At 53.1% G+C, this 25,779-nt stretch carries 22 protein-coding genes; 10 read left to right on the forward strand and 12 right to left on the reverse strand.

What is annotated here, in order from left to right:
* Positions 1-138 precede the first annotated feature (138 nt).
* The 5 genes from ABDW13_RS07810 to rstA form a co-directional block, all read right to left on the reverse strand.
* Entirely contained in the window at positions 139-945 is an 807-nt protein-coding gene (locus tag ABDW13_RS07810; RefSeq protein ID WP_343551934.1) for a serine protease, read from the reverse strand.
* Between the two features lie 279 nt (positions 946-1,224).
* Entirely contained in the window at positions 1,225-1,704 is a 480-nt protein-coding gene (asr, locus tag ABDW13_RS07815) for an acid resistance repetitive basic protein Asr (protein ID WP_343551935.1), read from the reverse strand.
* A 169-nt stretch (positions 1,705-1,873) separates the two neighbouring features.
* Positions 1,874-3,361 carry a carboxypeptidase M32 gene (locus ABDW13_RS07820; protein WP_343551936.1) on the reverse strand — a complete coding sequence of 496 codons (1,488 nt, stop codon included), beginning with the start codon at positions 3,359-3,361 and terminating at the stop codon, positions 1,874-1,876.
* A gap of 12 nt (positions 3,362-3,373) precedes the next feature.
* Complete coding sequence (rstB, locus tag ABDW13_RS07825) at positions 3,374-4,684, reverse strand: two-component system sensor histidine kinase RstB (protein WP_343551937.1); 1,311 nt, start codon at positions 4,682-4,684, stop codon at positions 3,374-3,376.
* Positions 4,681-5,406 (reverse strand): two-component system response regulator RstA, encoded by a 726-nt coding sequence (gene rstA / locus ABDW13_RS07830; protein WP_343551938.1) that lies wholly within the window; start codon positions 5,404-5,406, stop codon positions 4,681-4,683. The genes rstB and rstA overlap by 4 nt, the downstream gene beginning before the upstream one ends.
* A gap of 176 nt (positions 5,407-5,582) precedes the next feature.
* On the opposite strand from rstA, the gene ABDW13_RS07835 reads away from it, so the two are divergent.
* Complete coding sequence (locus ABDW13_RS07835; protein ID WP_343551939.1) at positions 5,583-5,996, forward strand: hypothetical protein; 414 nt, start codon at positions 5,583-5,585, stop codon at positions 5,994-5,996.
* On the opposite strand, the gene ABDW13_RS07840 is transcribed toward ABDW13_RS07835, so the two are convergent.
* Together ABDW13_RS07840 and ydgH are read right to left on the reverse strand one after the other, a co-directional pair.
* A complete protein-coding gene (locus ABDW13_RS07840) occupies positions 5,993-7,384 on the reverse strand; it encodes an amino acid permease (RefSeq protein ID WP_343551940.1) in 1,392 nt (463 codons plus the stop codon). The genes ABDW13_RS07835 and ABDW13_RS07840 overlap by 4 nt on opposite strands.
* 205 nt (positions 7,385-7,589) lie before the next feature.
* On the reverse strand, positions 7,590-8,546 hold the full coding sequence (ydgH, locus tag ABDW13_RS07845) for a DUF1471 family protein YdgH (RefSeq protein ID WP_343551941.1): 957 nt from the start codon (positions 8,544-8,546) through the stop codon (positions 7,590-7,592).
* A gap of 538 nt (positions 8,547-9,084) precedes the next feature.
* Here ydgH and pntA point away from each other — a divergent pair.
* Positions 9,085-10,614, forward strand: a complete 1,530-nt coding sequence (pntA, locus tag ABDW13_RS07850; RefSeq protein ID WP_343551942.1) for a Re/Si-specific NAD(P)(+) transhydrogenase subunit alpha — start codon at positions 9,085-9,087, stop codon at positions 10,612-10,614.
* An 11-nt stretch (positions 10,615-10,625) separates the two neighbouring features.
* Entirely contained in the window at positions 10,626-12,014 is a 1,389-nt protein-coding gene (gene pntB / locus ABDW13_RS07855; RefSeq protein WP_343551943.1) for a Re/Si-specific NAD(P)(+) transhydrogenase subunit beta, read from the forward strand.
* Positions 12,015-12,089: 75 nt separating this feature from the next.
* On the opposite strand, the gene uspE is transcribed toward pntB, so the two are convergent.
* Positions 12,090-13,046 (reverse strand): universal stress protein UspE, encoded by a 957-nt coding sequence (gene uspE, locus ABDW13_RS07860; protein ID WP_343551945.1) that lies wholly within the window; start codon positions 13,044-13,046, stop codon positions 12,090-12,092.
* A 118-nt stretch (positions 13,047-13,164) separates the two neighbouring features.
* On the reverse strand, positions 13,165-13,917 hold the full coding sequence (locus tag ABDW13_RS07865; protein WP_097097399.1) for an FNR family transcription factor: 753 nt from the start codon (positions 13,915-13,917) through the stop codon (positions 13,165-13,167).
* A gap of 295 nt (positions 13,918-14,212) precedes the next feature.
* On the opposite strand from ABDW13_RS07865, the gene smrA reads away from it, so the two are divergent.
* Positions 14,213-14,779 carry a DNA endonuclease SmrA gene (gene smrA / locus ABDW13_RS07870; protein WP_343551947.1) on the forward strand — a complete coding sequence of 189 codons (567 nt, stop codon included), beginning with the start codon at positions 14,213-14,215 and terminating at the stop codon, positions 14,777-14,779.
* Here smrA and ABDW13_RS07875 read toward each other — a convergent pair.
* Positions 14,776-15,696, reverse strand: coding sequence for a LysR substrate-binding domain-containing protein (locus ABDW13_RS07875; RefSeq protein WP_343551948.1), 921 nt, complete (start codon positions 15,694-15,696; stop codon positions 14,776-14,778). The genes smrA and ABDW13_RS07875 overlap by 4 nt on opposite strands.
* Positions 15,697-16,018: 322 nt before the next feature.
* On the opposite strand from ABDW13_RS07875, the gene ABDW13_RS07880 reads away from it, so the two are divergent.
* Complete coding sequence (locus ABDW13_RS07880; RefSeq protein WP_343551949.1) at positions 16,019-17,353, forward strand: aromatic acid/H+ symport family MFS transporter; 1,335 nt, start codon at positions 16,019-16,021, stop codon at positions 17,351-17,353.
* Between the two features lie 88 nt (positions 17,354-17,441).
* On the forward strand, positions 17,442-18,782 hold the full coding sequence (locus ABDW13_RS07885; protein ID WP_343551950.1) for a VOC family protein: 1,341 nt from the start codon (positions 17,442-17,444) through the stop codon (positions 18,780-18,782).
* Positions 18,783-18,815: 33 nt separating this feature from the next.
* Here ABDW13_RS07885 and ABDW13_RS07890 read toward each other — a convergent pair whose 3' ends face one another.
* Positions 18,816-19,250 (reverse strand): DoxX family protein, encoded by a 435-nt coding sequence (locus ABDW13_RS07890; protein WP_343551951.1) that lies wholly within the window; start codon positions 19,248-19,250, stop codon positions 18,816-18,818.
* A gap of 192 nt (positions 19,251-19,442) precedes the next feature.
* Here ABDW13_RS07890 and ABDW13_RS07895 point away from each other — a divergent pair, with 192 nt between their 5' ends.
* Positions 19,443-20,957, forward strand: a complete 1,515-nt coding sequence (locus ABDW13_RS07895) for a carboxylesterase/lipase family protein (RefSeq protein WP_343551952.1) — start codon at positions 19,443-19,445, stop codon at positions 20,955-20,957.
* Between the two features lie 212 nt (positions 20,958-21,169).
* Positions 21,170-22,843 carry a methyl-accepting chemotaxis protein gene (locus ABDW13_RS07900; RefSeq protein WP_343551953.1) on the forward strand — a complete coding sequence of 558 codons (1,674 nt, stop codon included), beginning with the start codon at positions 21,170-21,172 and terminating at the stop codon, positions 22,841-22,843.
* Here ABDW13_RS07900 and ABDW13_RS07905 read toward each other — a convergent pair.
* A complete protein-coding gene (locus ABDW13_RS07905) occupies positions 22,840-23,682 on the reverse strand; it encodes a LysR substrate-binding domain-containing protein (protein WP_343551954.1) in 843 nt (280 codons plus the stop codon). The two genes, ABDW13_RS07900 and ABDW13_RS07905, sit on opposite strands and share 4 nt — an antisense overlap.
* Before the next feature lie 126 nt (positions 23,683-23,808).
* Between ABDW13_RS07905 and ABDW13_RS07910 the strand changes: the two genes are divergently transcribed.
* Positions 23,809-24,975 (forward strand): methionine aminotransferase, encoded by a 1,167-nt coding sequence (locus tag ABDW13_RS07910; protein ID WP_343551955.1) that lies wholly within the window; start codon positions 23,809-23,811, stop codon positions 24,973-24,975.
* 16 nt (positions 24,976-24,991) lie between these two features.
* Positions 24,992-25,771 (forward strand): transporter substrate-binding domain-containing protein, encoded by a 780-nt coding sequence (locus tag ABDW13_RS07915; RefSeq protein ID WP_343551956.1) that lies wholly within the window; start codon positions 24,992-24,994, stop codon positions 25,769-25,771.
* Positions 25,772-25,779: the final 8 nt, after the last annotated feature.

Genomic DNA, 25,779 nt, shown 5'->3' on the forward strand with positions numbered 1-25,779 from the left:
TTAAGGAGAGAAAGGCGGGCAGTGGAGTAAAGCGTCCGCCGCAGGGATGCGGCGGTCGAGGCTACAGGGATGTATTCACGCCGTCTTTACGTAACGCCCGCCTTTTTCGACTGAAACGCACGTAAATACGACCGCAGATTACTGTGCCAACTCTTCCAACTTATCTTTAAACGACGGCACCGCAATGGCGCGATTGTCTGCGCGATAACGATCGGCAGGCGCGGGCGCTGAACTCTGCACCGCAATCAACTGCCAATCATCGCCATTCTTCAATAGCAGCGGCGAACCGCTATCGCCCGGCAAGGTATCGCATTGATGCGATAACACCGCACGCTGCGCCCAACCGGTAACTAAACAATCGCTGTGCGAATACAACGTATCCAGATGATCGGCAGGATAACCCGCTTGCGTCACTTTACGTTGGGTGGTTTTTAACGCCGCGGTCAAATCGCCACGTGATCCATCAAACAACGGGATCGGCACAATGCCAGACGGCGGGTTGTGCAAAATCACCAAACCATAATCGTACGGAGCCGCTCCCGGTGGCACGATCCATCCTTCGCCATCCGCCTGCAAACGACGGGCTAACGACGGCTCAACACGCGCATCGATATCATGAATTTCGTAACGCCAGCCTTTCTTGCCCGCCATAAAACGCAGCGCCACCGGCTTATCGAATTTGCCGGGTGGAGCCAACAGGCAGTGACCAGCGGTGAGCGCCAGATGAGCTGAAATCAGGGTGGCAGTGCAAAGATTACCGCTTTCGGTCTCAAGCTGACCAATCGCATCCCAGGGCGCAGCGCTAACGTCGCTAATCGCCTGACGATGATCCTTGCCAAAAAACAGCGTTTTGATGTCTTCCGGGCTTGGCCCATCTTCATCATCGGCATGTGCTATGTGGTTAAAACTGAAAAGACCAACAAGTAACAGGGTAGCCAGGCGCATAGATCTCTCAATGGCGAGAATAAGTAGAAGTTGTTGTCATCACGCTTGAGCGATAACTATAGTCGGAGAGCGGTTAAAAAGGGAGAAATATTGGAGTAATCAGCACGCTACAACGATTAAATAAAGAAGCTGGCTGCAACAATGCCACAGATGATCATCACAATCAGAATAATTTCGAAGCGATAGCGACGCACCATTTTTCGCTACTCCAGTAAATAAACACCCGGCATAACCGGGTGTTTTCAATCATTAATGCGGTGTTGACTCAGCAGGTCAGACTTATTTAGCTGCTTTTTTCACTTTGTGGTGCTTCTTAGCAGCCTGAGCTTTCTGTGCAGCTGGTTTGGTTGCTTTTTTGTGGTGCTTTTTAGCAGCCTGAGCTTTCTGCGCAGCTGGTTTGGTTACTTTTTTGTGGTGCTTTTTAGCAGCCTGAGCTTTCTGTGCAGCTGGCTTGGTTGCTTTTTTGTGGTGCTTTTTAGCAGCCTGGGCTTTCTGTGCAGCTGGCTTGGTTGCTTTTTTGTGGTGCTTTTTAGCAGCCTGAGCTTTCTGTGCAGCTGGCGCTTTCTTCTCTACTTTTTTGTGTTTCTTAGCAGCCTGCGCTTTCTGAGCAGCAGGTTTCTTATGATGAGCCATTTTGTGTTTAACTGGCGCAGCAGTTGTGGTTGCAGCAGCAGCTGGAGCAGCAGTAGTTTCAGCAGCGAAAGCAACAGAAGACATACCCATAGCAGCGGCGATCACCAGTGCAAATAATTTTTTCATTGCAAAATCCTCGAACTATTTTTTCATGTGTAGCCCACTGCGGGGCCGGTGAAAACACTATATGAAAAACAATTGAGGGTTTCCGTGAGGCATTGGTATCGGCGTGTAACGGATTGTACAAAGGAGAGTTAAGGAAGTGAAAGGGCGGCCAACTTGACCGCCGCGCAGTTTACTCAGACAGATAGCGTTGTTCAAGGTGTTGGCGGAAATAGCCTGGATTCAGCGCTTCGCCAGTGGCATTGATCAACAGTTGCTGCGTTGGGAAGCGGCTGCCATGCTGCCAAATGTTCTGCTGTAACCAATCGAACACCGGCTGCAATTCACCGTTTTGAATCAGGCTATCCACTTGCGGAATGGCGCGCTTCACCGCCTGGAACAGCTGTGCCGCGTACATTGCGCCCAGTGTGTAGGTTGGGAAATAGCCAAATGCGCCGTCGGTCCAGTGAATATCCTGCATACAACCGTCGCGATAATTACCGCGCGTATCAATGCCCAGCGATTGTTGCATCTTCTCATCCCATAACGCCGGGATGTCATCGACTTCAATCTCGCCTTCAATCAACGCGCGCTCAATCTCGTAACGTAAAATTACGTGCGCCGGATAACTCAACTCATCAGCATCCACCCGAATAAAGCCGGGTTTCACGCGCTGCGTCTGACGGATAAAATTATTCAATTCCAACGCCGGTTGATCGCCCATCAGCGCCACCACTTGTGGATGGATATGCTGAAGGAAAGCATTGCTGCGGCCCAACTGCATCTCCATAAACAGGCTTTGCGATTCATGAATAGCGGTGGAACGGGCCAACGCTACCGGTTGTCCACGCCACTGTTTTGGCAGATTTTGCTCGTAACGCGCATGACCGGTTTCATGAATCACGCCCATCATGGCGCTAAGGAAGTCATTTTCGTTGTAACGCGTGGTGATGCGCACATCTTCCGGCACGCCACCGCAGAAGGGATGTGCACTCACATCCAAGCGGCCATGATTAAAATCGAAGCCGAGCGTTTTCATTACGCTGAGGCCCAACTGACGCTGGGATTCGATGGCAAACGGACCTACCGGCGCGGCGATCGGCGCTTGCTGCTGCTTCTCAACCGCTTTTTGTAACAGATCAGGCAACCAGCTTTTCAAATCACCAAAGGTTTGATCCAATTGGGTGCTGGTCATACCCGGTTCGAACACATCCAGCAGCGCATCGTAACGTGAAACACCCAACGCATCGGCGCGCAGTTGCGCTTCTTCCCGGCTCAGCTTGACCACTTCTTTCAGATTGGCTGAGAAGCCAGCCCAGTCATTGGCTGGACGCTGCTGACGCCAGGCGTGTTCGCAGCGCGAACCGGCCAGCGATTTCGCTTCTACCAGAGAAGCGGGCAGCAGCGTGGCTTGCTGCCAGGCGCGCTGCATCTCGCTGAGATTCACCTGCTCAACATCATTCAATGATTCTTGCTGTGCCGCGTCGAACAGCCCGCCAAGACGTTTATCGGTCAACACTTCGTGCATGAACACGCTCAGTTCGGCCATCGCTTCGCCGCGTGCCTGGCTGCCGCCAGGTGGCATGGTGGTTTGCATATCGACACCAGCAATTGCGCCTAAATGGCCAAAGCGGGAGAGACGCTGAAAAGTGCGGCTAAGTTCTTGATAAGCTGAAGTCACGTAAAAAGCTCCTTATGACAGTAAGCGTGGCGCAGTGTCCCGCAAGGGTAGATCAACCGGCCAGCAAAAGCGAACGCTGGCGCCGCCTAACGGGCTGCTCTCAATCGAGACATTTCCCTGCATCGCCAGCGCAATTGAGTGCACTATCGCCAGGCCCAAACCACAGCCGCCGGTGGCTCGGTCGCGGCTAGGATCAAGGCGGACAAAAGGTTCGAAGACGCGCGCGCGTTCTTCCAGCGGAATGCCTGGGCCGTCGTCTTCCACCTGCAAGCAGCCGAGTGGGCCGTCAAACCACAAACTGACGCGCAACCGCTGATCGGCATAGCGCAACGCGTTGTTGACCAAATTATCCAGCACGCGCTCCATCAAACGGGTATCTGCGCTGCCGACATTTTCCAACTGCGGAATATCCAGTGCGATGTGCGTTTGAGGGTTCATGGTTTGTACATCTTCAATATGCACACGCAGCCATTGGGCGAGATCGAACGATTGCAGATTGAGATCGACGCGCGGGCGATCGAGGCGCGCGTAAGTCAGCAACTCCTCAATCAAACTCTCTAATTGTCCCACGTCGCGATTCAGCGCCGCCGATTCCGCTTCGGTGAGGTTATCGCTCATTTCTAATCGATAACGTAGCCGTACCAACGGCGTGCGCAGTTCATGGGCGATGCCATCAATCAACTGCTTCTTGCTCTCAACCAGCGTATTGATGTTATCGGCCATTTGGTTAAACGCCACGCCTAAGCTGTGCAAGCTGGAGGTGCTTTCAAAATGGGTGCGCACATCCAGTTCTCCACGGCCAAAGCGCTGTGCGGCTTTTTCCAGCCGTTGCATCTCTTGCCAGTGCGGCCGCAGCCAGATAAACACCGGCAACGCCAGCGACATGCCAATAAACGCTAACAGCGCGATATCAAGAATGCGCATCTGATGCAGATAGAAAAGGTAGGGAATCGGGCCAACGGAGAGCACATAGTGGCTGCGCGGAATGTGCTGTAAAAAGGTGTATTGATCGTCAATTGCCACGATTTCGCCAGCGCGCAGGCGTTTCATATCTGCATCGCCCAACTGGAATTTGCTCATTGGTTCGATATTCAGATCAAAGGACAAATCGAGGTCAAGGCTGCGAATGGTTTTGCTCCAGTCGCGCGGCGGGATCTCACGCAGTTCGCTGCGCATTAAAAACAGCGAACTGGCCATCAAATCGTTCATCGATTGGCGACCGGCGCGTTCAGCGGTGAATTTGTACACCAGGCCAACCAGCAGCGTCATCACCAGAAAACAGACGAACAGCAGCAAATAGAACTGAATAAAGAGCTTTCTCATGCGGAGCGGGTATCCCAAGCCTGCGGTGCGAACAGATAGCCTTTGTTACGAATGGTTTTGATGCGGAACGGCTCGGTGGCGCTGTCGTACAACTTCTTACGTAGGCGAGAAATGGCCACATCGATGCTGCGATCCATGCCGTCGTAACTCACGCCGCGCAGCGTTTTCAGCAGCGCATCGCGATTGAGGATCTGTCCGGCATGGTTTGCCAACTCCCACAGCAGATCGAAATCCGCGGTCGACAGCACAATGTTCTCCTCAAACAGCGTCACCTGACGATTGAGCGAGTCGATGGTCAACGAACCAAAACGCAGCACGCGCTGCGAACTCTGGATCGCGGGTGCCACTTCCGGCTGACCTACATGCGCCTGGCGCAGATGCAGACGCAGACGCGCCAGCAATACGGCCGGTGGCGTGGTTTTGAGGATGTAATCGCTAGCGCCCATTTCCAGCGACAAGATATGGTTCATGTCGCTGTCGAGCGAGGTCAACAGCACAATCGGACCTTGCCAACTGGCCCGCAGATCGCGGCACAATGTCATGCCATCTTTGCCAGGCAACATGATATCCAGCATCACCAAATCGGGATCGTGGTCAGCAATGGTGGCTTCGGCGCGGTCACCGCGCGTTTCTACAATGACTTCAATATCGTGGCGACCCAGGTAAGCGGCGATCAATTCACCGACTTCTGGCTCATCTTCCACATAAACGATTTTGTTCATAATTCGCTGTGACGGTTGAGAATCACAGCAGCATAGCTTTTCCTGGTCCTGAGCTCTACGCTACCGCACGAAATATCCCTGCGTTGCTAGTATGTTTACGGTGAAATGTGCCATTATTACCGGCGCGTTGTAGCGCAAGGTTCGGAACCATAACGAAAAACAGGAGGAGTGCGAGGGTGTCTGATAAAGAGCTGGCTTCAGCCGGATACAGTGATCGCATCTGCTTCAATTACAGTGATTTTCTCTCCGCTTCCTGCAAAAAACGCTGGAGTTTTGTCGATGCCATTTACGGCGTGATGCCTATTTTCGGCATGGTAACGCGTAAATCTACGCATAACCTGCAAGCCAGCGACGATCATCTCAAAGATTTAGCATTACAAATCATTTCTACTCAGGTCAGCGACGAAATTAACATCGCGCGTTTGATTACGCTTGCTGAACAGCAGCATATCAGCCGCTTTGATATTCAACTGCCATATCCATTGTCAGTCGAGCAGCTTGACGCTATTCACCATGAATACCGCAAGCCGCTGAACCTGACACAGCAGGACGACCTGCTGTGCGTATCCATTCCTATCCAACCGCATTAATTTGTCAGTTGCCACAGTGCGGGCAGCGACGCGGTAATCAACAGTACAATCGCGATGCGTTCCAGCTGTGACAATATCTTGTCTCCACGGCCGCCGCGTCGCGCATACAGAAATAGCAGCAATCCCGGCGCGTACAACACCACTGAAAGCAGTAAATGCAACGGACCTGAAGCGTACAGCAACCAAATGCCGTAAGCGCTGGCACCGATGCCGATAAACATTGCCAATGGATTGTTTTGCCCGCGCACCACTTTAATCAGGTACAAACCCACCAGCAGATAGGGCACCAAAATCATCTCTGAGGCAATGGTTAGCAGCGTGTTGTAATCCGCGCCGGTAACAGCAATCAAGATCAGACAAACCTGCACGCTGCCGTTGGTCAACCACAGCGAAGCCGCCGGTGAGTTGTGGCGGTTTTGACGTGCAATACTGCGCGGGAACGCACCTTGCTGCGCCGCCAGGAATGGCACTTCGGCGGCCATAATTGTCCAGCTGAGGTACGCGCCGCACACTGAAATCACTAATCCCACCGCGATCACCGCATCGCCCCAATGTCCCAGCAGATGCTTCATCAAACCAGCCATTGAAGGATTGCGCATCTGCGCCAGTTCCGCCCGCGGAATCACACCCAACGATAAGAGTGTAACTAGCAAATACACCAGCAATGCCGCCAGCACCGCCATCAAAGTAGCGCGTCCCACATCCTTCTTATTACGCGCACGGGCAGAAACCACTACTGCGCCTTCCACGCCAATAAACACCCATAAGGTAATCAACATGGTCTGTTTAACTTGTTCCCACAGCGGTTTGCCGAGGGCAATGCCACTGAAATCAAAACGGAAACGATCGTAATTGAAGGCCAACAGTGCCAACACCACAAATAACAGCAGCGGCACCAGCTTGCCCAAGGTGGCGAGTAAATTGATGCTGGCGGCAGTTTGCACGCCACGCAGCACTAAACAGTGCACCAGCCACAACAGCACTGAAGCGCCAAGCATCGCTTGCCAGGTATTGCCATCACCAAACACCACGCGTTCGGGCGTATCAGTAAAGAAACTGAGTGCTGAGAACACAATCACCAGATAAGAAACGTTGGCGATCACCGCGCACAACCAATATCCCCACGCAGAGCAGAAGCCCATCAATTCACCAAATCCGGCGCGCGCATAGGTGAAGATGCCGCCATCCAATTCGGGTTTGAGTCGCGTGAGTAATAACATCGCCAATGAGAGGAAAATAATGCCCACGCCGGTGATCAGCCAGCCAATCAGTAAGGCTGCTGGGCCTGCGACCGCCGCCATGTTTTGCGGCAAGCTAAACACGCCTGCGCCCAGCATTGAGCTAAGCACTAACGCGGTGAGCGCACTAAGACCTAATTTTTTATCCAAAACGCCCATCCTAAGCAGCAGAGTATGCTGGTTGGTGGCGATTCCGCTGGCGCGTTGCTCGACAAAGCGCGCACAAGGAAACGGAATCCCCTAAAAACAGGCGGCAGATTTTACGGAGTACGATAAGGGAAGGCAATGCAAGAGTATGCAAATCTGAATAGCAATTATGCAAATAAGAGGGCGACGGATGCCGCCCTTGATCGGATTACTTAAACAGGTCCGCAGTAACGGTCAGGTTGCCGCCGCTCTGGTTCTGCCATTGACGCGTGATGTGATAGTACTTCGCACCTTTCTCAACGGCACGTTTACCTACCGCTTCAGACACTTCAGTAGGTGTGCCGAAGTGATCGGAGAAGGTGATGGTGTCGAACGGCTGCATCTGTGCGGCAGTGATCGCATTCACTTCCTGCACGCTACGACCATCAGAAGTCGTCACAGTATAACGCTGACCGGTTGAGCTCTGCGTTTCAAAGAAACGGCCCACGCTACGGCTTGGCGTGTCGGAAGAGGCCACGCCAGGAATTGCCACTTTCGCCGCGGCTGCGCCACCCGCAGCCAGCGCGGCTTTACCGGCTTCTGAATCGGCTGGGATCGAGTCAGAGGTGTTCTGTACTTTACGTTCTGGCGCATCAGCCTTGTAAACGTAAGCGGTAACGTACTGGTTGCCGCCATTGTTTGCATCAACCTGACGCACAATAAAGAAGGACGCCGCGCCTTTGCCTTTGGCGGCTTTAGCAATCGCGTCATTGACATCAGGTTGGCTGGAGAAGAAACCGCTGACAGAAACGGTATCAAATGGCTCCAGGCGATAGGCTTCCGCTTTTGGCAGCTCTTTCACGCCTGAGAAGGTGCGATATTTGGTGGAGTCATCGGCTTTTGGGGCGTCAGCTTTGTACAGATCGGCCGTTACGCGCCAGTTGCCGCCATTACCGTTGGTGTCGTTAATGCCCTGAACATAGAAAGAGTCAGCGCCTTTGGCATCGGCTTCTTTGGAGATGGCGTCAGTAGCATCGCCAATAGCATTGAAACGACCGCTGATATTAATACGTTCGAATGGTTTCAACGCGGCCGCTTGATCTGGCGTTAACTCTTTAGCAGCGAACGCATTTGCTGCCAGCAGTGATAACAAGGTGGACGCCAGAATAGTGTTCTTCAGCTTCATAAAAATGATCCTTCGCCTTACGCAAAATGAGTACGAAAACGTGCTGGACTCTTGATGTATAACAGATTAGCCGCTGATTATTGCATGTAATAATCGGCCTGTCTCAGCCAATTTAAGCGTATGAGATTGACAATCTCGTCCTGATATTCATCGGCCTGTCATTCGCTTCTGCTATGGCTTTTTTTTGCACAACTAACCACTAATTCTGGTAACACTTAGTGCCATAACAGTTAATGCATTGTTAAATAAAGGTTTTTAAAAACACTTAATTCGACATGACACGATTTTGCGCAGCAGAATATATTTCAATATGTGCCAAATGCAGTGGCAAACGGCGGCATTCAATCTTTGCGTCTGAATATTTGTGTGAATGTCATAAGTACGCGTTATCGCTGTGGATCACCATTCATATTTTCAGTAGGTTATAAAGACTTTGTTACATTGCGCATTTTGCTCATAAAAAGCTGAAACACTGTTTCGGCTTTTGAGCTTTTGCCATTCACAGAACCTCATCCTTTAATTGTTGAAAGGAAACAGTATGTTAATTGGGATACCCAAAGAACGGTTAGCCAATGAGTCGCGCGTGGCCGCCACGCCGAAGACCGTTGAGCAACTGATCAAGCTGGGATTCAGCGTAATCGTTGAACAGAGCGCAGGGCTGCGCGCCAGTTTTGACGATGAAAGCTTTATCGCCGCCGGTGCAACAATCACCAATGCCGCCGATGTGTGGCAATCCGACATCGTATTAAAAGTGAATGCGCCAGATGATCAAGAGATCGAACTGACGCGCGCCGGTAGCACGCTGGTGAGCTTCATCTGGCCTGCGCAGAATCCGGCGCTATTGGAAAAACTCGCTGCACGTAACGTGACGGTGATGGCGATGGATTCCGTGCCGCGTATTTCTCGCGCACAGGCGTTGGATGCGCTGAGTTCGATGGCGAATATCGCCGGTTATCGCGCCATCGTTGAAGCAGCCCATGAATTTGGCCGCTTCTTCACCGGCCAAATCACGGCGGCGGGAAAGGTTCCACCGGCCAAGGTGATGATTATTGGTGCGGGCGTGGCTGGTCTGGCGGCGATTGGTGCCGCAGGTAGCCTCGGTGCCATCGTGCGTGCATTCGATACGCGTCCAGAAGTGAAAGAACAAGTGCAAAGCATGGGCGCCGAGTTCCTTGAGCTGGACTTCGAAGAAGAAGCAGGCAGCGGCGATGGCTACGCCAAAGTGATGTCTGAAGCCTTTATTAAGGCGGAGATGGAACTGTTCGCCGCGCAAGCCAAAGAAGTCGACATAATTGTTACCACCGCACTGATTCCGGGCCGTCCTGCGCCGAAATTGATCACCGCGGAAATGGTTGCCAGCATGAAACCGGGCAGCGTGATTGTCGATTTGGCCGCGCAAACCGGCGGTAACTGCGAATTAACCGTTGCCGATCAGGTTACATTAACCGGCAATGGCGTGAAGATCATTGGTTACACCGATCTGCCAAGCCGCTTGCCTACCCAATCGTCGCAGCTTTACGGCACCAACCTGGTTAATCTGCTGAAACTGCTATGCAAAGAGAAAAACGGCGAAATCACCGTTGATTTCGAAGACGTAGTAGTTCGTGGCGTGACCGTAATTCGTGACGGCGAAGTCACCTGGCCAGCGCCGCCAATTCAGGTTTCCGCTGCACCGAAAGCCCAACCGGCGGCACAACCGCTGCCGAAAGCTGAAGCCAAACCGGTTTCTCCATGGCGCAAGTATCTGCTGTTGGCGCTGGCGGTGGTGCTGTTTGCTTGCCTGGCGAACGTCGCGCCGCCTGATTTCCTTTCCCACTTCACCGTCTTCGCGCTCTCTTGCGTGGTCGGCTATTACGTGGTGTGGAACGTCAGTCACGCGTTGCATACGCCACTGATGGCGGTCACCAACGCCATTTCCGGCATTATCGTGGTGGGTGCGGTGTTGCAGATGGGTCACGGCGGTTGGGTAACCATCCTGTCATTTATTGCCGTACTGATCGCCAGCATCAATATTTTCGGTGGTTTCACCGTCACCCAGCGCATGCTGAAAATGTTTCGTAAGAATTAAGGGGTAGCAACATGTCTGGCGGATTAGTTACTGCAGCATATATTGTTGCCGCGATTCTGTTTATTTGCAGCCTTGCCGGTCTCTCGAAACACGAGACTTCTAAGCAAGGTAATATTTTTGGTATGAGCGGCATGGCAATCGCGCTGCTCGCCACCATTTTTGGCCCGCATACCGGCAACGTTGCCTGGATTCTGGTCGCGATGGTGATTGGTGGCGCGATTGGCCTGCGTCTGGCGAAGAAAGTCGAAATGACTGAAATGCCGGAGCTGGTGGCCATTTTGCATAGCTTTGTTGGTTTGGCTGCGGTGCTGGTGGGCTTTAACAGCTACATCGATCACGCGCCGGGCCTCGCTCCGGTAATGGAAAACATCCATCTGACCGAAGTGTTCCTCGGCATCTTTATCGGTGCGGTCACCTTCACCGGTTCATTGGTGGCGTTTGGCAAACTGCGTGGGAAAATCTCTTCCTCTGCGCTGATGTTGCCACATCGTCATAAGATGAACCTGGCAGCGTTAGTGGTTTCATTCCTGCTGATGTTGTGGTTTGTGCAGACCGACAGCACCGGCGCGCAGGTGTTCGCACTGCTGTTAATGACCATCATCGCCTTGGTGTTTGGCTGGCATCTGGTGGCATCGATCGGTGGTGCGGATATGCCGGTAGTGGTCTCGATGCTGAACTCCTATTCCGGTTGGGCGGCAGCGGCGGCGGGTTTCATGCTGAGCAACGACTTGCTGATCGTGACCGGTGCGTTGGTGGGTTCTTCCGGTGCAATTCTTTCGTACATCATGTGTAAAGCGATGAACCGCTCCTTCATCAGCGTGATTGCCGGTGGTTTCGGTACCGACGTGAGTGTCGGTGGCGAAAGCGAAGAAGTCGGCGAACACCGTGAAATCACCGCAGAAGAGACCGCAGAAATGCTGAAAGCGTCTTCGTCGGTGGTGATCACGCCGGGATACGGCATGGCGGTGGCACAAGCGCAGTATCCGGTGGCGGAAATCACCGAGAAATTACGTGCGCGCGGTATCAAAGTTCGCTTTGGTATTCACCCGGTTGCGGGTCGTTTGCCGGGCCACATGAACGTACTGCTGGCGGAAGCCAAAGTGCCGTACGACGTGGTGCTGGAGATGGACGAAATCAACGATGACTTCAGCGATACCGATACCGTTTTGGTTATCGGCGCCAACGACACCGTTAACCCAGCGGCGCTGGAAGATCCACGCAGTCCAATCGCTGGCATGCCAGTATTGGAAGTGTGGAAAGCGCAGAACGTGATTGTGTTTAAACGCTCGATGAGCACCGGCTATGCTGGCGTGCAAAATCCGCTGTTCTTTAAAGACAACACACAAATGCTGTTTGGTGATGCGAAGGCGAGTGTGGAAGGTATTCTGCGCGCGCTGTAATAAAAGAAGCAGGGCGGTGAAGTTATTCACTGCCCTTAAAAAACCAAGGCGGCCATGATGGGCCGCCTTTTTTAATTAATCGTCTTCATCTTCTTCGTCGTCATAATCAATCGGCGATTTGAAATCATCCGGCTTAATCGCCAGTAAATCGCAACGTAGATGATCAATAACCTGCTCAGCGGTATTACCGAGGAAAGCGGCGGACAATCCGGTGCGTCCGATGGTGCCCAGCACCACAATCCCAGCATCCAGATGTGAGGCAATGTCGGGAATCACTTCTTCTGGCAATCCTTTCGCCACATGGGTGAACTCTTCACTGATTGAGAATTTCTGACGCAGCGCTTTCATCGCCACCAAATGCTGGCCACGAATGGCGTCGTTATAGACACTGGGATCAAAGTCCGGTAATTCGATGGCGATATTGATGGGTGTGATCGGATACGCGCCGACTAAATGCACTTCGGTATGATTAACCATTTCGGCAAGCAGCGTGGTTTCACGAATCAGTTTCTGATTCAGTTCATCATGGTGCGGCTCTTCACTTGCTAGATTCACTGCAACCACCGCTTTGCCACCTTCCGGCCATGCTTGATCTTTCACCATCCATACCGGGCAAGGGCATTTACGCAGCAGATGCCAATCGGTTGGGGTAAAAATAACCGCTTCCAAACGATCGTGTTGGTGCGCCATTTTTAGCACTAAATCATGCTGATGCGTTTGAATTTCCTGGATGATGGCTTCGTAAGGGCGATTATGCCAAACCACCTTGATCTCAATTTCAACGCCAGCCTCCAGATATGCATGGGCCTGTTGGCGAATCCATTCAGTACGCTGGCTAATCACGCCTTTACGCATGTTGGAACGCTCATCTGGCGACAGCAAAGTGGTCATTTCGTAAGAGAAATCGTAGATAGGCAGGAAAGCTTTGATTTTTCCGCCGATACGTTGGTTGAGATAAACCGCACGACGTAACGCGGGCTGGTCATCTTGTTGAGCATCAATAGCGACCAGAATATTTTGGTAGCGGGACATAAGCCGATCTCCTAAAACCAAAGCAAGTTGGATTAAAGATAGCCTAAGTTTGCGTGGGGCAGAAGCGGAAAAGTTGTTGCCGGATCAATAAAATAACTTTTACTGACCCGGCCCGGAATCACGCGGCTTGTTCAGTCTGACCGGCTAATTCTGCCAGCAGCGCGTGGTTCTCAATGGTGATATATTTGCCTTTCACCGCCAGCATGCCACTTTTCTGGAAGCGACCAAGCAGGCGACTGATAGTTTCTACGGTTAGTCCCAGATAGTTACCAATGTCGCCACGCGTCATGGTCAGACGGAATTCGCGCTGTGAGAAACCACGCTGGCCGAAACGGCGCGACAGGTTCCAGACAAACGCCGCCAGACGCTCTTCAGCATTCTTCTTCGACAGCAACAGGATCATATCCTGATCGCCTTTAATCTCTCCGCTCATCAAACGCATCATCTGCTGACGCAGCGCAGGCATTTTGCCGGAAAGATCGTCGAGAGTTTCGAAAGGAATTTCGCATACCATGGCGGTTTCTAACGCTTGCGCAAAACTCGGATGCTTAGCGCCAACAATGGCGTCAAAACCTACCAAATCACCGGCCAAATGGAAGCCAGTAATTTGCTCGTCGCCTTGTTCAGTGATGGTGTAGCTTTTGATGGTGCCGGAGCGGATAGCGTAGAGGGATTTCAGTTCATCACCGGCTTTGAACAGCGTTTGACCTTTCTGGATTGGCTTTTTGCGTTCGATAATATTATCCAGCTGATCCAGTTCGTGCTCGTTCAGCGTGAAAGGAATACACAATTGGCTGATGCTGCAATCCTGGCAATGGATGGCACAACCGCCAGACTGAATACGTCGTATGCTGCGTTTTTCCGGGATCATATAGTTTCGCTCGATGATGATTGACTGCGGTCAATTTTAACATTTTTCCCGGCGAAGGGAACTCATCCGAGCAGTAAAAGTCCTTAATCCCCACTAATGTCAGGTATTTCGGGCTTTGTCTTGAACTCCAGGAACGGCAATTATTGATCTGGAACGTTTTGTTGCCAGCTTTACAGCTAAAGTGAGCTTGTTGCAGCGCAAAAAGTGACAGATGTTTTGCACAAAATCCTTTGCTACTCTTTTGCTTTAGCGTCGAAATGGGCGCATTGCAAAACACCAGGCGAGAGGAAACACCATGAACCTTGATGATGAAGACCTTTTCCGCGACGCCATGGGTGATGTGACACCGTTAAAAAATTGCGCCAACACCCAATGGTTGCGCGCTCCTTCACCTAAAGCGCCACGCATAGAGCAAGAAAGCGAGGAGCAGGAAAATTTCCTCACGCGTGGTTATCTCGACATCATTCCACTGAATACGCCGCTGGAATATAAAGTGGAAGGGATTCAGCAGGGCGTGCTGGATAAGCTGCGCCACGGCAAATATCCGCTGGATGCCAGCCTCAATTTGCTACGCCAACCGGTGGAAACCTGCCGCCAATCTTTGTTCAGTTTTATGCTGCAAGCGCGTAAGCAAGGTCTGCGAAATTTACTGATTATTCACGGTAAAGGCCGCGATGATGAGTCGCATGCCAACATCGTGCGCAGTTACGTCGCGCGTTGGTTAAAGGAATTTGACGACGTACAAACCTATTGCAGCGCACAGCCGCAACATGGTGGAGCGGGCGCATTGTATGTGGGATTACGCAAAACGGATAAAGCCCGCCTGGATAATCGCGAGCGTCACGCTAAACGCAGTCGTTAACTGTGAAATTTACGGATGGTGGCGATCAATACTTCGGCGCTAAGGCTCAGTGGACTGCCGCTGCGGGTGATAATGCCAACGGGTTCGCCCGGTCCTGGCGAGGCGATCGGCAAGGCGCATAACGCATCGTGATTTAAATCTTCCTTAATTGCGCCAGAAGGGACAAACCAAACGTAGTCATAACGCAGCGCTAACTGACGCGCCAGCGAAGTCGACGATGTTTCCACGCAGTTGGCTGGCAAAGTACAACCTTGCTCATTCAGCATATGTTGAGCAATACGGCGCGGGGCAGTGCCTTCCGGTGAAATCACCACCGGCCACTGCATTGCGCGTGAAAGCATGACGTTGTCACTTAATAATGGATGATCGGGGCGCACCACCAATTTTAATGATTCGAGGAACAGCAATTCATAGGTCAATCCGGCCATCATTTCACTGTCAGCCATGCGACCAATCCCGACATCAAACTCGCCGGCGCGCAAGCCTGCTAACAACACGTTGTTGTGTAAGGTGGCGACCTGAACCGTGGTATTCGGTTGCTGCTCATGAAAACGATCAAGAATTTGTGGCAACATGCCCATCGCGGCGGTGGTGAGTGCACCGAGGCGAATCACCACCGGACGTCCCGGCTGCGGTGAATTGAAACTCTGTCCTGCATGATTGAGTGCATCCAGCACTTTTACTGCATGAATCAGAAACTGCTCACCCAGCGTCGTGAGTTGCGCACCCAAGCGGCCGCGTTCAAACAGTCGTGCGCCGGCTAATTCTTCCAGTTCGTTGAGCGTTTTTGACAGGGCGGGTTGGCTCAGATTCAGGGTTTCTGCCGCGCGGCCCAGCGTGCCTTGCTGCGCAACCGCAACAAAGGTGTGTAAATGGCGCAAGCGAATGCGCTGATTGAAAAGGATATTTTTGTCCATACGCTCAACATAAAGAGTTCTGTCACAGGGCGGCAATGGGGAAACTGAAATTATGTTAACTTGCCTGCAAAATTATATTAACAAAATCGCTGCAATGCGCGGGGCAAGATTAACCTGTTGTATTTTCTGATCTTAAAAAATATGTCACATTCTTCGCTCCCGCCATGCGTCGCATAATCAAACGCTTAACGGCGAAAAAGTTGAATAATTCTCAATTACACTCAAAAATTCTGCCAGTTATTGTTAACGATGGGCTATGATAAGCGCCGTTTTTTTTACTAAAACTGATGCCCTAAACGGATAAAAGTGCAGGAGTCTTTACGTGACCAGCGTTGAAGCAGTAGATGTTCGCCAGCTCATCAATAAGAGCGCGCTAAGTGGCTGGCAAAAGCGCTTAATTGCGCTGTGCTTCGTGGTGGTCGCGCTGGACGGCATGGACATCGCGCTAATGGGCTTTATCGCGCCAACGCTCAAAGCCAGTTGGGGCGTCACCAATCATCAACTTGGCATGGTGATCAGCGCGGCGTTGATTGGCTTAGCGTTAGGCGCGATGGTTGCCGGACCGCTGGCCGATCGTTACGGCCGCCGCGTGATGATCCTCACCAGCGTGCTGTTCTTTGGCCTTTGGACCTTAGCGACGGCGATGGCGCAAAACATTGAGCAGATGATGCTGTTCCGTTTCCTCACCGGTTTGGGGCTCGGCGCAGCGATGCCCAATGTCGGTACGTTGGTGGCGGAATATGCACCCGAGCGTCGCCGCTCATTCATTATCACCGTGGTGTTTTGCGGATTCACCTTTGGTGCCGCATCCGGCGGATTTGCCGCATCCTGGCTGCTGCCGCGCTATGACTGGCATTCAGTGATGCTGATGGGCGGCGTATTGCCACTGATCGTGCTGCCATTTCTGGTGCGTGGTTTACCGGAATCGGTCCGATTTCTGATTAGCCGTCGGGCGCCAGCCGCCCGTATCCACGCCATCCTCGAACGTATGCTGCCTGGCGCAGTTCAGCCCGACAGCCACTATCAAAGCACTGAGTTGCCCACGGCACGCAAAGGCTCGGTGGCCACGGTGGTGTCGCGTCGCTACTTGTTCGGCAGTTTGATGTTGTGGGGCGGCTACTTTATGGGGCTGTTCCTGGTCTATTTGATTGGCAGCTGGATGCCATCGTTGATCAGCACTTTGGGCATGTCAGTGACGGAAGCGGCGATTGTCACCGCCATGTATCAGGCGGGCGGCACCATCGGTTCACTGTTTGCCGGATGGTTGATGGACCGCATCAATGCCAATTTGGCGCTGGCGGTGATCTATTTTTGTGGCGGTATTGCCATTGTGGCGTTGGGCTTTTCACCGGCGCAGGTCGGTTTAATGAGTGCCATCGCCTTCTTCAGCGGTTTTTGCTTTAACGGTGCCAATACCGGCATGAATGCACTTTCCGCCAGCTACTATCCCACCCATGCGCGAGCGACAGGATCGAGCTGGATGCACGGTGTGGGTCGCGTCGGGGCGATTCTCAGCGCATTTGTTGGCGCTGAGCTATTAACGCTCGGTTGGTCCTTCAGCCAAATTTTCTTGTTGTTAGCGATTCCGGCCGTGCTCACCACCCTGATGCTGGTACTAAAATGCCGCTTTGGTGACCAGACAAACCGCGCTGAGTGACAAGACGATCACAGTTCCATGAAATTCTCACCTAAGGTTAAAGGGTTGATCTACATTAGCAACAACCCTTTAGCTCAAGGTGATGATGATGCCAAACTTCCTCAGCAGCGATGCCATTCGCACGCTGTTTTCTCAAGCCATGTCAGCAATGTATCAGCAAGAAGTGCCGCAATACGGCACGCTGACGCAGTTGGTCACCGCCGTTAATGATCGCACGTTGGAAGCCAATCCGGCGTTAAAAAATCGTCTTTCCGCCGCCGATGAACTGAGTCGCCTTAGCGTTGAGCGTCACGGCGCCATTCGCGTGGGAACCGCAGAAGAACTCAGCACCTTGCGCCAGATGTTCGCGGTGATGGGCATGGAAGCAGTAGGCTATTACGATTTGTCACAGGCTGGCGTGCCGGTGCATTCCACCGCGTTTCGCCCAATCAGCGACCGCGCGCTGCGCCACAATCCTTTCCGCGTGTTCACTTCCTTACTGCGCCTCGAATTGATCGAGGATGAAGCATTGCGCGCTAAGGCCGCTGCTATCCTTGCGGCGCGCGATATCTTCACGCCGGGCTGCCGCACGTTGATTGCTCAACATCAGCAGCAAGGCGGATTGAACGCCGCAGATGCCGCGCGTTTTGTCCAGGAAGCGCTGGAAACGTTCCGCTGGCATGCGCATACCACGGTCGACAGCGCCACTTATCGCGTGTTGAGTCAGCAACATCGACTGATTGCTGATGTGGTGTGTTTCCGTGGCTGTCACATCAACCATTTAACGCCGCGCACGCTGGATATTGATCGCGTGCAGGCGCTAATGCCATCGCGTGGTATCGATCCCAAAACCTTGATTGAAGGTCCGCCGCAGCGTCAGGTGCCGATTCTGTTACGTCAAACCAGTTTCAAAGCGCTAGAAGAAGCGGTGCATTTCAACGATGACACGCCTGGAACGCATACTGCGCGCTTTGGTGAGATCGAACAGCGCGGCGCGGCACTGACGCCGAAAGGCCGACAACTCTACGATCGTCTGTTGGCGGAAGCCGGCACCGGCAGCGATAACCAACATCATCAGCAGCATCTCAGCGCGATGTTCCGTGACTTCCCCGATGATGAAGATACATTGCGCGAGCAGCAGCTGGCGTGGTTCCGCTATCGTTTAACCGAGCAGGGCATTCATTCGCCGCCACGCGCCGGTGAAACCGTGGCGCAGTTGCTGGCAGAAGGGCGTTTAGCCGCTGAACCGATTGTCTATGAGGATTTCTTGCCGGTCAGCGCGGCGGGGATTTTCCAGTCGAATTTAGGCGATGTGGCGCAAGCGCGCAGTGCCGGTAATGCCAGCCGCAGTGATTTTGAGCAGGCGTTAGGGGCAAAAGTGCAGGATGAAATGGCGTTGTATCAGCAGATGCAGCAGCGCAGTTTGCAGCGTTGTGGAGTGCAAGCGTAAGGGCGGCCGGTTGGCCGCCCGTTTTACTTGTTATTATTGCAAGCGCGAATCACGCACCAGCGTGTACTTTCCGGCACCTAAAAACATAATGACGAGCGCGCCAAGCAGGTAAAGTGCCTCTGTTTCCAGTGACCAGGCACCGACATCAGTGCGATGCCAAACAGCGCCCATTTTTACCAGCAATGTCGCGACAACCATGTTAACCGCAATAATAAACGCCGCAGGGCGGGTCATTAATCCGATAATCACCATTATGGGTGCCACTATTTCCCCGATGTAAGCACCGTAAGCGATGAAACCTGGCATGCCTTTGACGGTCAGCATTTGTGCAATCCAGCCGACGCCATGAATGACTTTGAACTCACCGTGAAACAGCAGTAATCCGCCAAAAGTGAGACGTAACAGCAGTTTGCCGAAGTCAGGATGATCACACATGCGGTTGAACATCTGGTTTATTCCACCAAACATCGCGTTTCTCCGTCGCGCCAGGTTAACTTGTAACCTTAAAACAAATGGCATTAATAGGGTTAACCAAAATATTTGATTGAGTTGTTCAAAGAAACGCGTCACCTTTCGGCTTAATCTGCAAATGCTTTCGGAACATGGACATTCACGCAAGGCCTGCAAATAATGGAACGATGCATTATCAGGGAACCCGAGATGAAAAACGAACGACGTCTGAGGATCATGACCGCAGAGGGTGAACTCAGAGGCCTGATGGATGAAGATCTTTTTGTCTTCAAGGGAATACCTTTCGCCGCCGCGCCCGTTGGCGCGCTGCGCTGGCGACCGCCGCAACCGGTAGAACCGTGGCAAACGGTGCGCGACGCCACCGAATGGGGCGCCGCGAGCTGGCAGAACCGCGAGTATTGCGTGGCTGCGGGCGGTGGCGATCCTGGCAATTTCAGCGAAGATTGTCTCTATCTCAATATCTGGACCCCCGATGTTGAACCTTCGCGCCCTCTACCAGTAATGGTGTGGATTCATGGCGGCGGTTTTACCATCGGCGCCAGCCATCTCGATCCTTATCGCGGCAAAGCGCTGGCGGCACAAGGTGTGGTGGTGGTCAGCATCAATTATCGTTTGGGGCATTTCGGTTTCTTCGCTCATCCCACACTGGATGCGCAATATCCTGCTGGCGGCGTGATCAATAACTTTGCGCTGCTCGATCAAATTGCCGCGTTGCAGTGGATACAACGCAACATTCCAGCGTTTGGCGGCGATCGTCATAACGTCACCTTGTTTGGCGAATCTTCCGGCGCGCGTAGCGTGTTATCGCTATGCTGTTCCCCGCTGGCTGAAGGGCTGTTCCACAAAGGCATCGTGCAAAGTGCCTATAGCTTGCCGGATGTGCCACAGAAAAAGGCGCAGCAAATTGGTTTGCAGGTTGCGGCGCATTTTGATCTGCCGCCAGAGGCCAGCGCCGAGCAACTGCGTGAACTGCCTGCCGATCAGTTTTGGTCATTGGAACGTTCGTTGTTTCTCGGGCCGGTGCCAATCAGCGGCGATGCCGTGTTGCCCAAACCGATGTTAAATACCTTTCTCAGCGGTAAACAGCATCGCGTTCCCTTGTTGATCGGTAGTAACAGCGACGAAGCCAGCGTGCTGGATTTCTTTGGCGTGGATGCCACCGCGGTATTAAAGCAGATGCGCAGCAAAAATCGCTTCAGTTATCGCTTAATGAAATGGCTTTACGATCTGCACGATGACGCCTTGTTGGGGCGCGCGGTGGCTCGCGATATGGCCTTTACCGTGTTACCGCTAATGATTGCGCAAGCGCAGCACAATATCGGCATGTCGACCTGGCGCTACTGGTTTGATTACGTCTCGGAAAATGCGCGCGATCTCTATCCGCACGGCACCTGGCACGGCAACGAAATTCCTTACGTGTTCAATACCCTCGATGTATTGATGCCTTCCGGTCGCATCTACAGCGATAAAGATCAGGCGTTTGCCGCGCAAGTCAGCGCGTATTGGGTGACGTTCGCGCGGGAAGCCAGCGAATTCAGCGCCCATTTACCTGGCGAGGTTGATTGGCCAGTCTGGCGGCCCGGCGAGGATGTGACTTTGGCGCTGGGCGATCAAGGCAAGCCGCATGCGGTCGTCAAGGCGCGTTTCATGCGTGGTCGGTTACGCTTGTTCCGGCTAATGATGCGCAGCCACGTCAAACTTTAATGAGCCTGCTAATGGTGTAACTGCGCAAATGATTTTTTAAGCCAAATTTGCGCCTATCTTACTGATTTCCTTTCATAGCATTTTTGTGACATTACTCGCAGCGAGCAATTTTTTAGCTTACTAAAGCGTTACATTTTCCCTTTGCGATGCCGATAAACGCAATATGCCCGATTTTATCGGGCCTCCTTAGCGTTTCCACCAAGGGATTATGTATGGGTATCTTAAAAAATTTCACCATCCGCGCCGTTATGCTCACCATTCTTGGGCTGTTTTGCCTGCTGTGGTGTGCCGTTGGCTTGTTTAGCGTCCATTCACTGAACGCCCTCGGCGAGGGCAACGAGATTGACCGTCAATTGGTCAATCAGATGACCGTATTAAGCAAAGGGAACGATCAATATTTTCGTGTGGTAACGCGTCTGTCACGGGCAATGGAAGGGCGTGCGGCCGGTGCTGCGGTGAGCGCCGATGCTTTTACTCCGGCGCAGCAAGCACTGGACAGCATGAAACAGCAGCTAGAACAGTTCAAAGCGATGGCGCCAGGTCCAATGGACGAGGTCACCGCCAACAGCGTGATTAGCAACTGGCAAAAACTGCTGGATGAAGGCATCGCGCCGCAAGTGGCGTTGGCGCAGCAAGGCACGGTTGAGGCGTTTCGCGCGCAAGCCAATAACGTGACGCCAGCACTCAGTCGTGCCTTTGGTGCCAGTGCGGAAGCCTTTAATAAAGCCGCCGGTGACAAGCTTGATGAAACCCGCGTCACCGTCGATAAGCTCACCCGCATCACCAAGATCATCATTATCGCGGCGGTGATAGCAGGTTTGTTCATTCTGCTGTTTACCGATCGTTATCTGGTGGCGATGTTGGTGAAGCCGCTGGAACGCATTCGCAACCATTTTTCAATTATTGCGCAGGGTGATCTCAGCCAGCCGGTGGAAGAGTTTGGTCGCAACTGCGTCGGTAAATTGGTGCCACTGTTACGCGCCATGCAGGACAGCCTGCGTGAAGCGGTCAGCGCGATTCGCAGTGGCACCGAAAACATCTATCGCGGCGCAGCGGAAATTTCCTCTGGCAATAACGATCTCTCATCGCGCACCGAAGAGCAGGCCGCCGCGCTAGAGCAAACTGCCGCCAGCATGGAGCAGCTAACTGCCACGGTGAAGTTCAATGCGGATAACGCGCGTCAGGCTAGTACGCTAGCCGAAACGGCGACCGGTACCGCGCAGCAAGGCGGACGTTTAGTCGGTGAAGTGGTAACCACCATGCAAGGGATCTCCGGCAGCTCGAAAAAGATCGCCGAGATCACCAGCGTGATCAACAGCATCGCCTTCCAGACCAATATTTTGGCGCTGAATGCCGCGGTAGAAGCCGCGCGCGCCGGTGAACAGGGTCGCGGATTTGCTGTCGTCGCCAGCGAAGTACGCAATCTGGCACAGCGCAGCGCCGGTGCGGCGAAAGAGATCGCGGGCTTGATCGAAGATTCGGTGCAGCGTGTGGAAAAAGGCTCGGAACTGGTCAGCAGCGCTGGCAGCACTATGCACGATATTCTGAAGTCGGTGCAGGATGTGAATGAAATTATGAAGCACATCGCAGCCGCTTCGGAAGAACAGAGCAAAGGCATTTCGCAGGTTGGCACTGCGGTCACTGAAATGGACAGCGTAACGCAGCAAAACGCCTCGCTGGTTGAGGAAGTGTCTGCGGCAGCCAGCGCGCTGGAGCGTCAAACGCAAGAGCTGCAAGCGTCGGTGGCTAAATTCCGCTTATCGGATAGTGCGCCAGTGAGCAAAGTCGCTGCGCCAACTGCGGTGTTGCGCCGTCCGCAACTGTCGAGTGTTGCCGCCGGGAGTCAGCCGAAAGCCGCCAGCGCTGACGATTGGGTTTCTTTCTAAGCTTGTGATAACCACGCCACCAGTTCCGGCAGGAACGGTGGCGCATCCTTCTCATCGCGGCGTAACAGGCTGTACGTTGCGCCGGTTGCCACATCCGCGCTAAACGGCGCAATCAAACGACCGTTTGCCAAATCATTTTGCACCAGGGTGACATCCGCCACCGTCACGCCAAATCCCTGAATTGCCGCGCTAATAGCCAAATCCATGGTGGCAAAATGTTGATTGCGCGCCATCGGCAGCGTAGCGGCTTGCTGCGCTAACCATAACTGCCAATCACGTGTGTCTGGTGTCGGATGCAGGAAGGTGAATTTTGCCAGTTCTTGTATATCGGTTGGCGGCGCGACGCTGCTGGCCATCACTGGCGTTAAGCGCTCCTCGAACAAGCAGATCGAACCCGCAGGTGACGCACCAAAAACAATCGCCGCATCGAAATTCTCCAGCTGCGAGCCATGATCCAGCGTGGTGGTCAGCGCCACGTGAATCTCTGGCCGCTGTTGTTCCAATGCGACCAAACGTGGCACTAGCCAGCGCATCGCGCAGGTTGGCGCTTTCAAACGAATCGAAGCGTTACTGCGACTGGCTTTCTCGGTGGCGTTGACCAGCAAATTAAAACCTTGTTGTAACTCCGGCAACAGCGCGGCGCCTTGTTCCGTGAGATGCAGACCGCGCGCATGGCGGACAAACAGCGCGAATCCCAGCCAGCTTTCCAGCGTGGCAATTTTACGGCTCACCGCGCCTTGCGTGATGCACAACTCGCTGGCGGCGCGCGTGAGATTGAGATGACGCGCAGTGACCAGAAACGCGTGGATGGCATTCAGCGGTAGAGCAGAGCGGGACATAACAACCTCAAGCTATGATTTTTTATCATGGCTATTATGACAACAATTCGCTTGTCGACTCAAGCAACACACCGTTGAATAGAAATCTACTTTCATTACGTGGTTATGCAACCGCACGAGGCAACGATGACCTTGAACAGCAGTGTTAACATCTCTTCAAAACAGCCCGATGTCGGCACGACGATCTTTAGCGTCATCGGCCAACTGTCGGCGCAACATAAAGCCATCAACTTGTCGCAGGGCGCGCCCAACTTCCCGTGCGATCCGCATCTGGTGGAGCTGGTCAGCAAAGCGATGCGCGAAGGTCATAACCAATACGCCTCGATGACCGGTTTACCGGCCCTGCGCGAGGCACTGGCGGAAAAAGTTCATAGCTTGTATGGCCAACAATATGACGCGGGCAGCGAAGTGCTGATTACCGGCAGCGCCAGCCAGGGCATTTACATGACCATTTCCGCGCTGGTGCATCCGGGTGATGAAGTGATTTTCTTCGAACCGGCTTTTGACAGCTACGCGCCGGTGGTGCGCTTGCAGGGCGCGACGCCAATCGGTTTGAAATTACAGGTGCCGGATTTTGCCATCGATTGGGATGAACTGCGCGCGACCATTACGCCGCGCACCCGCATGATCATCATCAACACGCCGCATAACCCCAGTGCCCAAGTGCTTTCAGCTGCCGATCTCGAGCAGTTAGCCGCGCTGACGCGCAATACCGATATCGTGGTGCTGTCGGATGAAGTGTACGAACACATTCTGTTTGATGGTCGCAAACATTGCGGCATGGCGACGCATCCGGAACTGGCGCAACGCAGCGTGGTGGTTTCCTCGTTCGGTAAAACCTTTCATGTTACCGGCTGGCGCGTGGGTTATGCGCTGGCGCCGGCCGCATTGATGGAAGAGATCGTCAAAGTGCATCAATTCATGATGTACGCCGCCGACACGCCAATGCAGGTTGGATTCGCCCATTACCTGCAAAACCCGCAAAACTATATGCAACTGTCGCCGTTTTATCAGGAAAAGCGCGATCGGCTGCTGACGTTGATGCAAGATTCGCCGTTTAAGCTGCTGCCGAGTGCCGGTTCCTTCTTTATGTTGGCCAGCTACGGACATTTCAGTGACGAAAGTGATAGCGAAATGGTAAAACGTCTCATCGTCGATCACGGTGTGGCTACCATTCCGTTGTCGGCGTTTTATATGGACGGCACTGACAATAAATTGATTCGCCTGTCATTCGCAAAAGACGACGCAACACTTCAGGCCGGTGCAGAAGCGCTCTGCCGGGTCAAAGGGTAACTTAGGGGTAAATATAATGAAAAAGTTGAACGCACTGTTTGTGGCTCTCGGCATGCTGACCTCGGCGCACGCGCTGGCGCAGGAAACCTTACGTTATGGTCTGGAATCGCAGTATCCGCCGTTTGAAAGCCGCAACGCGCAGGGCGAACTGGAAGGTTTTGATATCGAACTGGGTAAAGCAATTTGCCAGGTGGGCAAGTTTGATTGTAAGTGGGTGGAAAGCAGCTTTGATGCGCTGATTCCGGCACTGCAGGCGAAAAAATTTGATGCCATCAACTCGGCGATGAACATCACCGAAGCGCGTGCTAAAAGCATCGACTTCACCAAACCGATTTACCGTATCCCGACCATGCTGATCGTCAAAGAAGGTGAGAAGCTGCTGCCAACCGCTGAATCGCTGAAAGGCAAAAACATCGGTGTGTTGCAGGGTTCGATTCAGGAAACCTACGCTAAGAAGCATTGGGAAGCGCAGGGCGTAACCGTGACCTCTTACCAGGATCAAAACCAGGTTTATAACGACATGGTCGCCGGTCGTCTGGACGGCACGTTAGTAATGTCAGCGGCAGGCCAATCCGGTTTCCTTGAGAAGCCACAAGGTAAAGGTTTCGCCTTTGTCGGCAAACCCGTTGAAGACGATACCATTCTGGGTACCGGCATCGGCTTTGGTCTGCGGAAAGGTGATGACAAGCTGAAGGGCGAGTTGGACGCGGCAATCACCAAAGTGCAGAACGATGGCACGGTGACCAAGCTGGCCGCCAAGTTCTTCCCAGGCATTGACGTAACCGCGAATAAATAAAACCAAAA

Source organism: Pantoea sp., assembly GCF_039594315.1.
In the GTDB taxonomy this organism is placed as follows: Bacteria; Pseudomonadota; Gammaproteobacteria; order Enterobacterales; family Enterobacteriaceae; genus Pantoea.